Source organism: Pseudomonas sp. BS-2016 (genome assembly GCF_001806145.1).
Classification (GTDB): domain Bacteria; phylum Pseudomonadota; class Gammaproteobacteria; order Pseudomonadales; family Pseudomonadaceae; genus Aquipseudomonas; species Aquipseudomonas lundensis.
Genome location: NZ_MLCT01000019.1, coordinates 270,933 through 284,534, shown reverse-complemented (window position 1 = coordinate 284,534; position 13,602 = coordinate 270,933). Strand labels below are relative to the sequence as shown.

Genomic DNA, 13,602 nt, shown 5'->3' with positions numbered 1-13,602 from the left:
CGTGTCCCATGCTGAAGATGCTCCGCAGCCTCCCAAGGTGCTTACCACACCTTTGGAAATTTCCGCCCATTTGCGGATGCTACAAGAGAGCCACGACCCGCTGATCATCACCTTCCACGAACGCAGTCAGCGTTTTCAGAGCTATCTGGTCGAAGTTGATCGCGACACCGCGACCCTGGCTTTTGACGAAATGATCCCGCGCGACGGTGAGCGTTTCCTTGAAGCCGGTGAGCCGTTTCGCGTTGAAGGCTTTCATGACGGCGTTCGCATTGCCTGGGAGTGCACCACGCAACTGACCATTGACGACAAAGACGGCCACCGCTGCTACCACGGTGCGTTGCCGACCGAAATTGTCTACCACCAGCGCCGCAATGCGTTCCGCGCCGCCCTCAAGCTGGCGGATCTGGTGAATGTGAAAGTCGATGGCGACAAAATCAAATTCCCGCTGGAAGGCAAGTTGCTGGATGTCTCAGCCACGGGTTGCAAACTGCGCTTTGAAGGCGACGTCAGCGAGCGCCTGCAACTGGGGCAAGTCTACGAACGCTTCAACGCCGCCCTGCCCTTCGGCCCTATGACCACGCCCGTGGAATTGCGCTACCTGCATTTTGAAGAACGCCTCAACATCACTTTTGCCGGCATGCGCTTTCACAACATGAGCGGCGGCGTGCAGCGTCAGGTCGAGCGTTTCGTGTATCAACTGCAGCGCGATGCGCGACGGTTCGATAAAGACGACGACTATTGAGGCAGCGCCTCACCCTCTCCCACCGGGAGAGGGTGCAGATTTCACAGTGATTCAAACACGCGGCTGATCAGCGCCTTCTCCCTCGGGGTGAGGGCCTTCGGCGCTTTCAGGGACGGCCGTCGGTTCTACGTTGTCCTGCATCTGATCCTGCACCACCTGCTCATCGACCCGAGGGTCAAGCGCCGCCACCAAAGGCGAGCTGGACATGCTGTCCGGCATGGCCACGTGCTGCAGCGGCGCATCGTCGACCTGATGCAGGTTGGTCACCGCATTCGGACGAATGCGCCACACCAGCACCAGGCCCGTCAGGCTGAAAAACGCGTAGAGCATCTGACTGCCCAACACCTTCATCAATACCCCCGCCACCAACGGCCCGATACTGGCCCCGATGCCGTAGGTCACCAGCAGCATCGCCGTCAGTGACACCCGGCGATCCGCTTCCACGTGGTCATTGGCAAACGCCACGGCCAGCGGGTAGATGCAAAACTGCACCAGCGCGCTCAACCAGCCCGCAATAAACAGCACCTCCAGGGGGACTGAGGGCAGGATCGCCAGCGGCAGCGACACCACCGCCAGAATGAACGCGAACACGCGAATCAGCAGGGGCCGGTCATAACGGTCGGACAACCAGCCCAGTGGCCACTGCGCCAGCAACCCGGCAAAAATGCAGCAGCCCATGTACAAGCCGACCAATTCGGTGGACAAGCCCTGCTGCGTGGCATACAGCGGCGCCAGACCGTAGAACGAACCCACCAGCAACCCCGCCCCCAGCACGGCAATCAAGGACTGCGGCACCCGCTGGATGAAAAACTTCGGGTCCATCGGCGCAGGGTGCAACGGCGCCGGGTGAATGCGCCGGGTCATGGCCACCGGCACCAGGCACAGCGCAAAACACAGTGCCACCAGCATCAGCAGTTCCGGGCCAAGGGCCGGGTGGATGACCAGAATCAGTTGCCCGAGCACCAGGCCCAGGTACGAGGCAATCATGTACAGGCTAAAGACCACGCCACGCTGTTTGGCATCAGCCTGCTCGTTGAGCCAGCTTTCAATGACCATGTACTGGCACATCATGCCCAGGCCAACGATCACCCTCAGCAGCAGCCACACCGGCAGCCAGTCGGTGAGGCCGTGACACAGCACCGCCGCGCCGACAATACCGGCGCAGGTGGCATACGCGCGGATGTGCCCCACCCGCGCAATCAACCGGTGACCAATCTTGCCCCCCAGCACCAGACCAAAATAGTTGGCCGCCATGAGGGCACCGATCCACAGGCCGTCGACATTGTCGGCAGCCAGACGCAAGGCAAGGTAGGTACTGAGCAAGCCCGAGCCGATCAACATCATCAGCGAGGCGAAATACAACGCTTTAAAAGACTTCCAGATTTGGCGCATCGGCGTTCCCCGCGACTCCATGCAGTGGCGTGCGCGCTGCCCCAAGGCAGCCCGCACGCAGCAGGTTCAAACGGTTGAGCCGAAGCCTGTGCCGTCTGGACGATTAAGCCTGAGCCGCTAACACGCGGCGTTCCCAGGGTGTGATTTCATCAAAGAAGCTGGTGAGCTCCATCGTCTTGGACGCAATGTAACCTTCGATGAACTCCTTGCCGAACAGTTCCTTCGCCAAGTGACTGCGTTTGAGACGCTCCAGAGCGGCATGCAAGGTACATGGCAATGACAATGCCTCAGGCACCTCGAATTCCCCTTGAATCGCAGGGGTCGGCTCCAGTTGGTTTTCGATGCCGTGCAAGCCCGCTGCGAGGCTGGCCGCAATCGCCAGATAGGGGTTGGCGTCGGCACCCGGCAAACGGTTTTCGACACGCCGGGCCACCGGCGAACTGGCAGGAATGCGCAAGCCCGCAGCGCGGTTGTCGTGGGACCAGCACGCATTGTTCGGGGACGCGTACGGGTGGCAGAGGCGCTGGTAGGAGTTGACGTTTGGCGCAAACAAGGCGGTGAAGTCCGCCATGCCGGCCTGCTGACCGCCGATAAAATGACGGAACGTCGCGGTCGGTTGGCCCGCCGCATCACTGAACACGTTACGCCCGGTGCCCAGCTCCACCACGCTTTGATGAATGTGCATCGAACTGCCGGCGGTTTTCGCCAGCGGTTTGGCCATGCACACCACCGTCAGGCTATGCTTGAGCGCGACCTCTTTGAGCAGGTGTTTGAACAGAAAGGTTTGGTCGGCCAGCAACAGCGGATCGCCATGCAGCAAGTTGATTTCGAACTGACTGACGCCCATTTCGTGCATGAAAGTGTCACGGGGCAACCCGAGCGCGGCCATGCATTCATAGACTTCATTGAAGAAGGGACGCAGGCCGTTATTGGAACTGATGCTGAACGCCGAGAAGCCGACTTCACGACGACCGTCCAGGCCCAGCGGTGGCTGGAACGGCTGGGTCGGGTCGGTGTTGGGCGCAAAGACAAAGAACTCAAGCTCTGTGGCCACCACAGGCGCCAGGCCGCGGGCGGCATACCGGGCGATCACGGCTTTGAGCTGGCCCCGGGTCGACAGGCGCGAACTTTCGCCCGTCAGCTCGTCGGCGTCACAGATGGCCAGCGCCCGGGGTGGAGTGCTCCACGGCAGGCGATGAATGTGCGCGGCATCGGGCACCAGCGCCAGATCGCCGTCATCGCTGCCGTAAAAGCGCGACTCCGGGTAACCGCCCATGATGCATTGCAGCAGCACCCCACGGGCCATCTGCAAGCGTCGCCCTTCGAGGAACCCCTCGGCGGTCATCACTTTGCCGCGGGGAACGCCATTCAAATCCGGCGTCACACATTCAATCTCATCAATGCCGGTCAGTCGCTGCGCGAGTGAACCCTGGCCATCGGTCGTCATGACTCTTTCCTTGTTGTTGTACAAGCCGCGAACGGCGACCCGTACAAAATACGCACCACCTGTTCGGTATTTCAAGCGCGCGTGGGTTAAATCCCTGAAATCCTGCGCCCGGTTCCCTATGCATTTAGGGCGCAAGCCATTAGGGTGGCGATTCTACTTTTTCGCGCAGTGCCCGGTATGCCTAAAGACGACGCCCATTTAATCACCGCCCACGATGTGGCCCGCCACGCCGGGGTGTCGCGTTCTGCGGTTTCGCGCACGTTCACGCCGGGCGCCAGCGTTGCGCCCCACACACGCGACAAGGTGCTGGCCGCCGCGCAGGCGTTGGGCTATCAGGTGAACTTGATCGCCCGCACCATGAACAAGGGCTACAGCAACTTTGTCGGGGTGGTCACGGCCGGGTTCGAAAGCCCGTTCCGCGCCAGCCTGCTCAGCCCAATCACCGACGCCCTGAACAAACAGGGGCTGATGCCGCTGCTGATGAATGCCGACAACCCTCAGCAACTGGAGCAATCGCTGCACACGTTGTTGAGTTATCAAATTGCCGGGGTGATTCTGACCTCGGCCTCGCCGCCCCTGTCGGTGGTGCAGCACTACCTCAAGCATCACATCCCCGTGGCGATGATTAACCGGGGTCACGAACTGGAGGGCGCCGACATCATTGGCAGCGACAATCGCGGCGGCGGTCGGCTGGCGGCGCAGACGTTACTGGCCAGCGGTGCCAGGCGCCCGGCGTTTATCGGCCAGGGCCTGCACAATTTCAGCAGTCGCGAACGCTGGCTGGGCTTCAGCGAGGGCCTGGCCGCAGCAGGCATCACCCCGTTGGCGGTGCAGGATGCAGCCCCCGGCTATGAAGGCGGACTGGCGGCGGTCCGGCACTTGTTCAGTGGCGCGGTGCGGCCCGACGCCCTCTTCTGCGCCACCGACATGCTGGCCCTGGGCGCCATGGACGGTGTGCGTATTGAGCACCACCTGGCAGTGCCCCACGACGTGCAAATCATCGGCTTTGACGACATTCCCCAAGCCGCCCATCTGGCCTACCGCCTGACCAGCTTGCGTCAGGACAGCCGCGAACTGGCCAACAGTGCCGTCGCGGCGATTGTCGCCCGTCGGAAAAATTTTCTTCTGCCAACGCCGCACCGCTCTATCCCGGTCACGCTGGTCAGACGCAACAGCACTTTGGAATAATTGTTTTATTTTAACCTTGAATTGAATTTTTATTTCGTGTTGTATGGCCTCAACAGTGGGTCGTCCCTGCACCCTCTCTCCTGCAGCCGGACGACTCACTTTTTTTGAAACCCGATTGCACACGTGTGCAAACCTGAGGATGTCAGCATGCCGAACCGTCTTTCTGCCCTTCTGCCGCCCGAGCCACTCGCCCTTGATGAACGCTACCGTCAGGCTCAGCGTATCGCGGTGCAAGCGGCGCAACTGGGGCTCGACTATTACCGCCAGCGCGCCAGCCTGGAAGTCAGTCACAAGGCGGGCGTGGGGCAAGACGTGGTCAGCATCGCCGACCGCGAGCTTGAAACCTTCATCAAGCAGCAACTGAGCGAGCACTTCCCGCAGGACGGCTTTGTAGGGGAAGAAACCGGCGCCAGCGATTTGCAAGCACGCTGCATCTGGGTGGTCGATCCCATTGATGGCACCAGTTGTTTCGTCAACGGCTTGCACACCTGGTGCGTGTCGATTGGCCTGCTGGTGGACGGCGAACCGTGGCTGGGCGCCGTGGCCGATGCCAACCATGACGAACTGTTTCATGCTTGCCGGGGCCACGGCGCCTTTGTGAATCAGACCCGCATTGAAGTGAACCCGGCCACCGACCTGACCCAGGGCTTGACCGGGGTCGGCACCTCCCACCGGCGCGGCAAAGAACACTTTTTGCCGTTCCTCAATCGCCTGCTGGATGAAGGCGGCATGTTCATTCGTAATGGTTCGGGCGCATTAATGATTGCCTACGTCGCGGCAGGCCGTTTGCTCGGCTACTACGAAACCCACATCAACAGCTGGGACTGCCTGGCCGGGCTGGTGCTGGTTCGCGAAGCCGGCGGGCACTGCAGCGACTTTTTGCGCGACGACGGCCTGACCGACGGCAACCCGTTACTGGTCGCCGCCCCGCAGCTCTACCCTGCGCTGGCGCAATTGATCGGACCGTCGCTGAGCGCCTGACCCACAGCATTGCCTGACCTGAAACAGCGCGTGCCTGCAGGGCGCGAACTGAAAAACAATAAACAGGAAACCTTGCGCCATGATTTCTTTGCTCAATGCCTTCAAGGCAGCGCCCGCCCGGCCAGGCCCGGCCAACCCGGACATGGATCGGTTCAAGCGGTTGCGCTGGCAAACCTTTTTATCCATGTCCTTAAGCTACGCGCTGTTCTACGTGTGCCGCCTGTCGTTCAACGTGGTCAAGCCCGCGCTGGTCGCCCATAACCTGCTCAGCCCCGCGCAACTGGGGATCATCGGATCGGCACTGTTCTTCGCCTACGCCATCGGCAAATTGGTCAACGGGTTTCTCGCCGATCACGCCAACGTGCGGCGTTTCATGATGCTGGGCCTGCTGCTCAGCGCCCTCGTCAATGCCTGCATGGGCCTGACCACCAACACCGTGATTCTGACCCTGATCTGGGGCCTCAACGGCTGGGCGCAGTCGATGGGCGTCGGGCCGTGCGTGGTCTCGCTGTCACGCTGGTACAGCGACAAGGAACGCGGCACGTTTTATGGCTTCTGGTCGATTGCACACAGCCTGGGCGAGGCGCTGACCTACGTGGCCGTGGCCGCCGTGGTGGTCACGTGGGGCTGGCAGTATGGCTACGGGCTGGCAACCCTGATGGGGCTGGCCGGGCTGGCGTTGATCTTCTTTTTCATGGCGGACTCGCCGCAAAGCTGCGGCTTCCCTCCCGTGCACCATGAAGCGCAAACGCCCACCCCCGGCGACTCGCCCGCACCGAGCATCTTCAGCAAACAATTGGCCCTGCTGAAAAACCCGGCCCTGTGGTTGCTGGCAATGGCGTCGTGCCTGATGTACATCGGCCGTTACGCGGTGATCTCCTGGGGCGTGTTTTTTCTGGAGAATGCCAAGGCGTACAACACCTTGAGCGCTTCGACCCTGATCTCCATCACTGGCGTGTTCGGCATCATCGGCACCGGGCTCAGCGGCTTGATCTCCGACCGTTTTTTCAATGGCAAGCGCAACGCACTGGCCATGCTGTTCGGCCTGATGAACACCTTGTCGCTGAGCGCATTCCTGTTCGTTCCGGCGGGCCACTATTGGCTCGACGCAACCGCCATGCTGTTTTTCGGCCTGTCGATGGGCGCGCTGCTGTGCTTTTTGGGCGGCTTGATGGCCACCGACATCGCCGCCAAAGGGGCCGCGGGCGCTGCACTGGGCATGATTGGCATCGCCAGTTACGCAGGAGCCGCCGCCGGGGAAATCCTCACCGGGGTGTTAATCGAACACGGCACCACAGTGCTCAGTGATGGCAGCAAGGCATATGACTTCCAGACATTGTCGATTTTCTGGGTCTGCGCCTCACTGGTCTCGGTACTGATGACGGCCCTGTTCGCCCTGCACCTGCAACAGCGCAGGCCGCCGACCTTGCCCAAGCGCAAAGAAACCCTGGTGCCGGTGCAGCCCTGAACAGCCTGTTGATTTTGAAACAAAAAGTGACATATCCCTGAAACATTCACCCCGCATAGTTGGCAGATGCCAGCAAGGAGTTGTGTTAACCAAGCCCCTCAAATCCCGCGTATTTGTCTTGGATCTAACAACAACAATAAATGAGCCAACACGATGACTAACCCATTGAGCACGCCCCGAATTGCACACGTGTGCAAACCTGTTTACAACCACGCCCTGATGGCCGCCCTGTGTGCCGCCACCCTGCAAGGCAGCCTGTTGCTGATGCCTGGCGCGGCTCAGGCGCTGGAACTGGATTACCAGCACCAGTACAACGAAAAAGATCGCGATCACACCGACAAAGTGATGATCACCCAGGCCCTGGATAACGGTCTGGCGTTCTCTTTCCAGTTCGTCGCCAGCCCGGCCGAGAAAAGCAATGGCCAGCCGGGCCAGCCGTTTGAACACATGACCAAGGACTCCCTCAAGGGCAAGGTCAAGTACTCGCACAAACTCACCAAACACTTGAAGTTCAAACCCAAGTTCACCTACTCACAGGGCAAAGACAAAAAGTCCTACAAGCCTGCGTTGAAGTTCCCGTATGAACTGGGTTACGGCTTCTCGGCCACGCCCGGCTATTACTACAAAGTCACGACCTACAAAGACGGCAAGGAAACCAAACGCGACAACGTTTGGTCCTTAGGCGGTAAATACAAGACGGAACACATGTCCATCGGCGTGGCGCGCAAAGAGATCTACAGCAACCAGATCGCCTTCGATGGCAAAAAACGTAACTACAGCAACAAGCTGTATATCGACTACAAGCTGACCCACTCTTTCACCCCGTACGTTGAAGTGGCGGACGTCTACGTCGACAAAAACACCGACGAGCGTCAGGCCCGCTACCGCGTGGGCTTCAAATACAAATTCTGACCGCGCCCTGCCCTTCAATTTCTGCTGGAGACTGCGAATGAACGTTTCTCTCTCACGCCTTGCCCGCCTGGGCGGCCCCCTGTTGAGCGTCGCCCTGGGCCTGAGCAGCCCACTCACGGCCCACGCTCAAGACGAAGGCCATTACGTGCTTGAAAAAGCGGTGCAGGTCAGCCGCCACGGCATACGCCCGCAAACCGACACCGCCAAACTGGTGGAGGCCACACAGCGCCAATGGCCCACCTGGCTGGTCCGCGACGGTGAACTCACCGGCCACGGCTATCTGGCCGCCAGTTTGATGGGCGCCTGGCAAGCCGAGCAGTATCGCCAGGCCGGTCTGCTGCCAGCCGGCTGCCCGCAAAACGGCACGCTGTACGCGGTTTCCAGTCCTAAACAGCGCACCCGCGCCACCGCCGCCGCATTGATGGACGGCATGTTCCCCGGCTGCGGCGAGAAACCCCACGCCAGCGCGCAGTCCCTCGATCCGCTGTTTCAGACTGACAAGATGGACTTCGCCCGCGTCGACCCGGCCATCGCCAAGGCTGAAATCCTCACGGCGCTGGGTGGCGACCTGCAAGCGGCCAAGGCCCGCCTGCAACCCGACCTCGACCTGCTCAAGGCCGCTGCGTGTGTCGAGGGCAAACCGTGCCCGTTTTACGACGCGCAATGGGTCATCAAGCAAAACGATGAGGGGCGCCTGAAAATCAAGGGGCTGGATAAAGCCTCTTCGTTGGGCGAAACCTTCCGCCTGCAATACAGCGAGGGCAAACCCATGAGAGAGGTAGCGTTCGGCCACGCAGCCGATGCCAAACAGGTGATGGCACTCACGCGCTTGCACCGGGCCAAATACGACTTCGTCAATGACACGCCACACATCGCCCGGCGTGGCGGTTCGCAACTGATGAATCAGCTGCGCCTGGCGCTGGAGCAAGGCACGCCCCTGGAGCAGGCCGATCCACTGGGCAACCCGCCAGCGGCACCGTTGCTGGTGATCGTGGCCCATGACACCAACCTCTCTCAGTTACGCACCATGCTCGGGTTTCACTGGACGCTGGGCGAGTACCAGCCGGGCAATATCCCGCCCACCGGCACCCTGGCATTTGAGCGCTACCGCGACGCGGACAGCGGCGAGCGCTTCATTCGCACCACGTTCGTCACCCAGACGCCGGATCAAATGCGCCACCTCACGCCGTTGAATGCCGACAATCCGCCGCTGCAGGCTGACTTCAGCCTGCCCGGCTGCAAGGTCACTCAGGTCGGCACTTTGTGCCCGCTCAAGGATTTTGCCGAGCGCCTGAACACGGCCATCGACCGCACCGCCCTGACCGCGTACCGCTATCCCTGACAACGGGGGCGCGGGCTGCGACATTAAGTAGCCTGCGCCAGCGCACACAAAATGCCGCGCCTCTGGATTTGGCCGACTAGACTTTGTCGCCACTTGTGTCGGGGAAGAACCGGCTGGTTCCCCTGCGCCGCGTTGCCAAAAGGAAATCCCATGAAAGACTCCGCGTTCTCTGTCACCCGTTTCGCGCTTGGCCTGTTGCTGGGCAGTGCACTCACGCCCGTCGCGCTTGCCCAAACCGCCAGCAGCGATGGCTACGTGCTGGATAAAGTGGTGCAAGTCAGCCGCCACGGCGTACGGCCCCCGACCGCGTCCAATGAAAAACTGCTGACGCAGGTCACGCAGCGCCAATGGCCGACCTGGCTGGTGCCCTTGGGCAACCTGACCGGCCACGGCTACACCGGGGCGGTGGAAATGGGCCGCTATCGCGGCACGGTCCTGCGCAACGCCGGGCTGATCCCCCAGGGTTGCCCGGACGCCAAAACGGTGCTGGCACATGCCAGCCCCCTGCAACGCACCAAGGCCACGGCCCAGGCGTTACTCGACGGCATGTTCCCCGGCTGCGGCTTCCAGCCCACCTACGTGGCGGGCAAACAGGACGCCCTGTTCCAGGCCAATGAAATGAGCTTTGCCGCGCTGGACGCCGAAAAAGCCAAGGCGCAGATCCTCAAGGCACTGGGCGGCAGCGTGGAGGCCGCCCAGAAGCGTTACGCCCCGTTTGAAGAAACCCTGCGTGAAGTGGCCTGCTTGCCAGACGTGAACTGCCCCTACGGCCACGAACCCTGGAAACTGGTGCAAAACGAAAAGGGCCGTTTTTCGATCAAGGGCCTGAGCGCGGGCGCCAACATGGGCGAAGTGTTCCGCCTTGAATACAGCCAGGGCCTGCCGCTGGATAAAGTCGCGTTCGGCCACGCCCCCACGGCTGCGGACGTGTCGGGCCTGATGGTGCTGACCAAAGCCAAATACGATTACCTCAACGACATCCCCTACATCGCCAGCCGGGGAGCGTCGGAGCTGATGAACCAGATTGCTCTGGCACTCAAACAAGGCACGGCGCTAGCCGCCAAAAACGTCACCGACACGCCGCCTGACGTGCCGCTGATGCTGCTGGTGGCCCACGACACCAACATTTCTTACCTGCGCACCATGCTTGGCTTTGGCTGGAAGCTGGGCGACTACATTGAAAACAACATTCCGCCCGTGGGCACGTTGCAGTTTGAGCGCTACAAGGAAGTCAGCACCGGGGACTACTTCTTGCGCATCGCGTTTGAAGCCCAGTCGATGGACCAGATTCGCAACCTGACGCAGCTGCAAGGCCAGGCAAAACCGCTGAACAGCGAGTTCAAAAGCGCCACGGACTGCCGCACCACCCGCGTCGGCCTGCTGTGCCCGCTCAAGGCCGCGATGGCGACTGTCGAGCGAAACATCGACCCGACCGCGCTCACGCCCTACCGCTTTCAGTAAACCGTCACGCCACGCGGCAGGCGCAATGCCTGCCGCTTATTGCGCGTTTCGACTGAAGATGCGGATGACTTCGTCCAGATGGTCAGCCATTGCCTGACGCGCGCCTTGCGCGTCGTGCTGCTCCAGGGCATGCAGCAGGGTGCGGTGCTCGTCTTCGGAACGGTGTGGCATGTCGTCTGAGGTGTAATGGCTTTGCAGGCGCTGGAACAGACTGCCGTAACGATGGCCCAGCAAATGTTGAATCATCAGCGCATAAGCCGGGTTGTCAGACGCTTGTGCAATCCGGATGTGAAACAGGCGGTCGCCGGGGTGAGTGTGCGAGCCTTCGCGGTTGTCCTGCACGTTGCGCTCGAACGCCTCACGAATCCCGGCCAGCTCTGCATCACTGGCATTCACGGCCGCCAGCGCCGCGGCTTCGGGCTCAATCAAACGACGGGCCTGGAGCAAGGCAAACGGCGGAATTTCCGCGCTGAAATCCACCTCGATGCCCAGTTCCGGGTCCAGTTCTTGCCACTGATTGCGCGTGACTTGCGCCATCACGGGTTCATCTGACACGGGTTTGACTGGCGGCTCACACACTAAAACGCCATTGCCTACGCGCACGTCGACCAGCCCGATCACTTCCAGCGCAATCATGGCTTCACGCACGGACGCGCGACTGACGCCCAACAACTTGGCCAGTTCACGTTCGGCGGGCAAGCGGCTGCCGGGTGGAAATTCTCCACTGTCGATCAGGGCGCGCAACTGATCTGCGATCTGTCGATAAAGCCGTTGGTTATCAATCACTTGAAAAGGCATGTCGGTTTTTGTCCTGCTCAATTCGGCGCTCTGCACGCCACGCGGCCGTAAAAAGGCGCTTGTTGCGGTGCAACGTGCATGCTACAAAAGGTTCAATGGCCTGACCATTGGATGGGTAACGTACAGCGATCATAACGCAAAGCGCCGCCCAATCCTTCCCCGGTTTTGCCAGGCGCACGCCTACAATGGCCTGACCATTGGGCCAAATAACAATAATGAACAGTGTCACGGAGCATCCATGGATCTTTCCGGCAAACGCGTCCTCATCACCGCGGCAGCCCAAGGTATTGGCCAGGCCAGTGTGCAGGCCTACCTCGCCGCTGGCGCCGAGGTCTTCGCCACCGACATCAATGCCACCGCCCTGGACTCACTGCACGGCGCGCACAAACACCTGCTCGACGTCACCGACCCGCACGCCATTGAGCGCCTCGCCGCCGAGCTGGGCCCGCTGGACGTGCTGTTCAACTGCGCGGGGGTGGTACACAGCGGCAACATCCTCGAATGCAACGACACCGATTGGGCCTTCGCCCTCGACCTGAACGTCACGGCCATGTACCGCATGATCCGTGCGTTTCTGCCAGCAATGCTGAGCAACGGCGGCGGTTCGATCATCAACATGGCGTCGGTGGCGTCCAGCATCAAAGGCGTGCCCAACCGCTTCGCCTACTGCGCCAGCAAAGGCGCGGTGATTGGCTTGACCCGCGCCGTCGCGGCCGATTTCGTCAGCCAGAACATTCGCTGCAACGCCATTTGCCCCGGCACGGTGGACTCCCCCTCCCTGCGCCAGCGCATCACCGAGCAGGCCCTGCGCGAACAGCGCAGCGAAGCCGAGGTGTACGCCGCGTTCGTCAGCCGCCAGCCCATGGGCCGTATCGGCTCGGCGCAAGAAATCGCGCAACTGGCGCTGTACCTGGGGTCCAGCGCCAGCGGCTTCACCACCGGTACCACCCAGATCATTGACGGCGGCTGGAGCAACTAGCCCACCGCTGCGCCCTCTCTTTACCTCTTCAAGGAGCTTTTATGAAACTGCTGCGCTTTGGCGAAAAAGGCCAGGAACGTCCAGGCCTGCTGGATGACAACGGTGAGCTGCGCGATTTGTCTGCCGTGGTCACGGACATTGCAGGCCAGGCCTTGAGCCCCGACAGCCTGAACCGCCTGCGAGACATCGACCCCGCCTCGTTGCCCCGCGTACCCGGTTCGCCGCGCCTGGGTGCGTGTGTCGGTCAAGTCGGAAAATTCATCTGTATCGGACTCAATTACGCCGATCACGCCGCCGAAACCGGCGCACCGATTCCGGCCGAGCCGGTGGTGTTCGGCAAATGGACCAGCGCCATTGTCGGCCCCAACGACGACATCGAAATCCCGCGTCATTCGCACAAGACCGACTGGGAAGTGGAACTGGGCGTGGTCATCGGCAAGGGCGGCCGCTACATCAGCGAAGACGATGCGCTGGAACATGTGGCCGGGTATTGCGTGATTAACGATGTGTCCGAGCGCGCGTTTCAACTGGAGCTGGGCGGCACATGGGACAAGGGCAAAGGCTGCGACACCTTTGGCCCGCTCGGCCCGTGGCTGGTGACGCGCGATGAAATTCCCGACCCGCACCAGCTCGACCTGTGGCTGGAAGTGGATGGCAAGCGCTATCAGAACGGCAACACACGAACCATGATTTTCCAGATCCCGGCCATCATCAGTTACCTGAGCCGATTCATGAGCCTGCAACCCGGTGATGTGATTTCCACCGGCACCCCGCCCGGCGTCGGGCTGGGCATCAAGCCCGAGCCCGTGTACCTGCGCGCCGGCCAGCAGATCCGCCTGGGCATCAGTGGCCTGGGTGAACAACACCAACGCACGGTAGATGCCGACTGACA

At 61.3% G+C, this 13,602-nt stretch carries 13 protein-coding genes; 9 read left to right on the top strand and 4 right to left on the bottom strand.

Annotation, left to right across the window (positions count from 1 at the left end):
- The first annotated feature begins 1 nt into the window (after nucleotide 1).
- Nucleotides 2–742, top strand: a complete 741-nt coding sequence (locus BKD70_RS11680; RefSeq protein ID WP_047278066.1) for a flagellar brake protein — start codon at nucleotides 2–4, stop codon at nucleotides 740–742.
- A gap of 51 nt (nucleotides 743–793) precedes the next feature.
- Here BKD70_RS11680 and BKD70_RS11675 read toward each other — a convergent pair whose 3' ends face one another.
- Complete coding sequence (locus BKD70_RS11675; RefSeq protein WP_047276831.1) at nucleotides 794–2,134, bottom strand: MFS transporter; 1,341 nt, start codon at nucleotides 2,132–2,134, stop codon at nucleotides 794–796.
- 103 nt (nucleotides 2,135–2,237) lie between these two features.
- The gene (locus BKD70_RS11670) at nucleotides 2,238–3,479 is read right to left on the bottom strand and encodes a glutamine synthetase family protein (protein WP_169835827.1); all 1,242 of its coding nucleotides are present in this window, start codon (nucleotides 3,477–3,479) and stop codon (nucleotides 2,238–2,240) included.
- Between the two features lie 279 nt (nucleotides 3,480–3,758).
- On the opposite strand from BKD70_RS11670, the gene BKD70_RS11665 reads away from it, so the two are divergent.
- From BKD70_RS11665 to BKD70_RS11640, 6 genes are all read left to right on the top strand, one after another.
- Complete coding sequence (locus tag BKD70_RS11665; RefSeq protein ID WP_047276835.1) at nucleotides 3,759–4,769, top strand: substrate-binding domain-containing protein; 1,011 nt, start codon at nucleotides 3,759–3,761, stop codon at nucleotides 4,767–4,769.
- Between the two features lie 147 nt (nucleotides 4,770–4,916).
- Nucleotides 4,917–5,750, top strand: coding sequence for an inositol monophosphatase (locus BKD70_RS11660; RefSeq protein ID WP_047276837.1), 834 nt, complete (start codon nucleotides 4,917–4,919; stop codon nucleotides 5,748–5,750).
- Nucleotides 5,751–5,829: 79 nt separating this feature from the next.
- The gene (locus tag BKD70_RS11655; protein ID WP_047276840.1) at nucleotides 5,830–7,218 is read left to right on the top strand and encodes an MFS transporter; all 1,389 of its coding nucleotides are present in this window, start codon (nucleotides 5,830–5,832) and stop codon (nucleotides 7,216–7,218) included.
- A gap of 153 nt (nucleotides 7,219–7,371) precedes the next feature.
- Nucleotides 7,372–8,130, top strand: coding sequence for an oligogalacturonate-specific porin KdgM family protein (locus tag BKD70_RS11650; protein ID WP_047276841.1), 759 nt, complete (start codon nucleotides 7,372–7,374; stop codon nucleotides 8,128–8,130).
- A 37-nt stretch (nucleotides 8,131–8,167) separates the two neighbouring features.
- Nucleotides 8,168–9,472, top strand: coding sequence for a histidine-type phosphatase (locus tag BKD70_RS11645; protein WP_047276843.1), 1,305 nt, complete (start codon nucleotides 8,168–8,170; stop codon nucleotides 9,470–9,472).
- Nucleotides 9,473–9,622: 150 nt separating this feature from the next.
- Nucleotides 9,623–10,933 carry a histidine-type phosphatase gene (locus tag BKD70_RS11640; protein WP_047276845.1) on the top strand — a complete coding sequence of 437 codons (1,311 nt, stop codon included), beginning with the start codon at nucleotides 9,623–9,625 and terminating at the stop codon, nucleotides 10,931–10,933.
- Between the two features lie 36 nt (nucleotides 10,934–10,969).
- On the opposite strand, the gene BKD70_RS11635 is transcribed toward BKD70_RS11640, so the two are convergent.
- The gene (locus BKD70_RS11635) at nucleotides 10,970–11,731 is read right to left on the bottom strand and encodes a FadR/GntR family transcriptional regulator (RefSeq protein WP_047276847.1); all 762 of its coding nucleotides are present in this window, start codon (nucleotides 11,729–11,731) and stop codon (nucleotides 10,970–10,972) included.
- Nucleotides 11,712–11,960 (bottom strand): hypothetical protein, encoded by a 249-nt coding sequence (locus BKD70_RS24740; RefSeq protein WP_139047520.1) that lies wholly within the window; start codon nucleotides 11,958–11,960, stop codon nucleotides 11,712–11,714. Before BKD70_RS24740 ends, BKD70_RS11635 begins: the two co-directional genes overlap by 20 nt.
- Nucleotides 11,961–11,969: 9 nt before the next feature.
- On the opposite strand from BKD70_RS24740, the gene BKD70_RS11630 reads away from it, so the two are divergent.
- Both BKD70_RS11630 and BKD70_RS11625 read left to right on the top strand, forming a co-directional pair.
- Entirely contained in the window at nucleotides 11,970–12,710 is a 741-nt protein-coding gene (locus BKD70_RS11630; RefSeq protein WP_047276849.1) for an SDR family oxidoreductase, read from the top strand.
- Nucleotides 12,711–12,751: 41 nt separating this feature from the next.
- Complete coding sequence (locus BKD70_RS11625) at nucleotides 12,752–13,600, top strand: ureidoglycolate lyase (RefSeq protein ID WP_047276851.1); 849 nt, start codon at nucleotides 12,752–12,754, stop codon at nucleotides 13,598–13,600.
- Nucleotides 13,601–13,602: the final 2 nt, after the last annotated feature.

Excerpts from the sequence above, each read along its gene's own strand:
- BKD70_RS11675 (WP_047276831.1), bottom strand. The coding sequence starts at position 2,134 with ATGCGCCAAATCTGGAAGTCTTTTAAAGCGTTGTATTTCGCCTCGCTG.
- BKD70_RS11635 (WP_047276847.1), bottom strand. The coding sequence starts at position 11,731 with ATGCCTTTTCAAGTGATTGATAACCAACGGCTTTATCGACAGATCGCA.
- BKD70_RS11665 (WP_047276835.1), top strand. The coding sequence starts at position 3,759 with ATGCCTAAAGACGACGCCCATTTAATCACCGCCCACGATGTGGCCCGC.
- BKD70_RS11660 (WP_047276837.1), top strand. The coding sequence starts at position 4,917 with ATGCCGAACCGTCTTTCTGCCCTTCTGCCGCCCGAGCCACTCGCCCTT.
- BKD70_RS11645 (WP_047276843.1), top strand. The coding sequence starts at position 8,168 with ATGAACGTTTCTCTCTCACGCCTTGCCCGCCTGGGCGGCCCCCTGTTG.
- BKD70_RS11640 (WP_047276845.1), top strand. The coding sequence starts at position 9,623 with ATGAAAGACTCCGCGTTCTCTGTCACCCGTTTCGCGCTTGGCCTGTTG.
- BKD70_RS11670 (WP_169835827.1), bottom strand. The coding sequence starts at position 3,479 with ATGACCGCCGAGGGGTTCCTCGAAGGGCGACGCTTGCAGATGGCCCGT.
- BKD70_RS11655 (WP_047276840.1), top strand. The coding sequence starts at position 5,830 with ATGATTTCTTTGCTCAATGCCTTCAAGGCAGCGCCCGCCCGGCCAGGC.
- BKD70_RS11630 (WP_047276849.1), top strand. The coding sequence starts at position 11,970 with ATGGATCTTTCCGGCAAACGCGTCCTCATCACCGCGGCAGCCCAAGGT.
- BKD70_RS11625 (WP_047276851.1), top strand. The coding sequence starts at position 12,752 with ATGAAACTGCTGCGCTTTGGCGAAAAAGGCCAGGAACGTCCAGGCCTG.
- BKD70_RS11650 (WP_047276841.1), top strand. The coding sequence starts at position 7,372 with ATGACTAACCCATTGAGCACGCCCCGAATTGCACACGTGTGCAAACCT.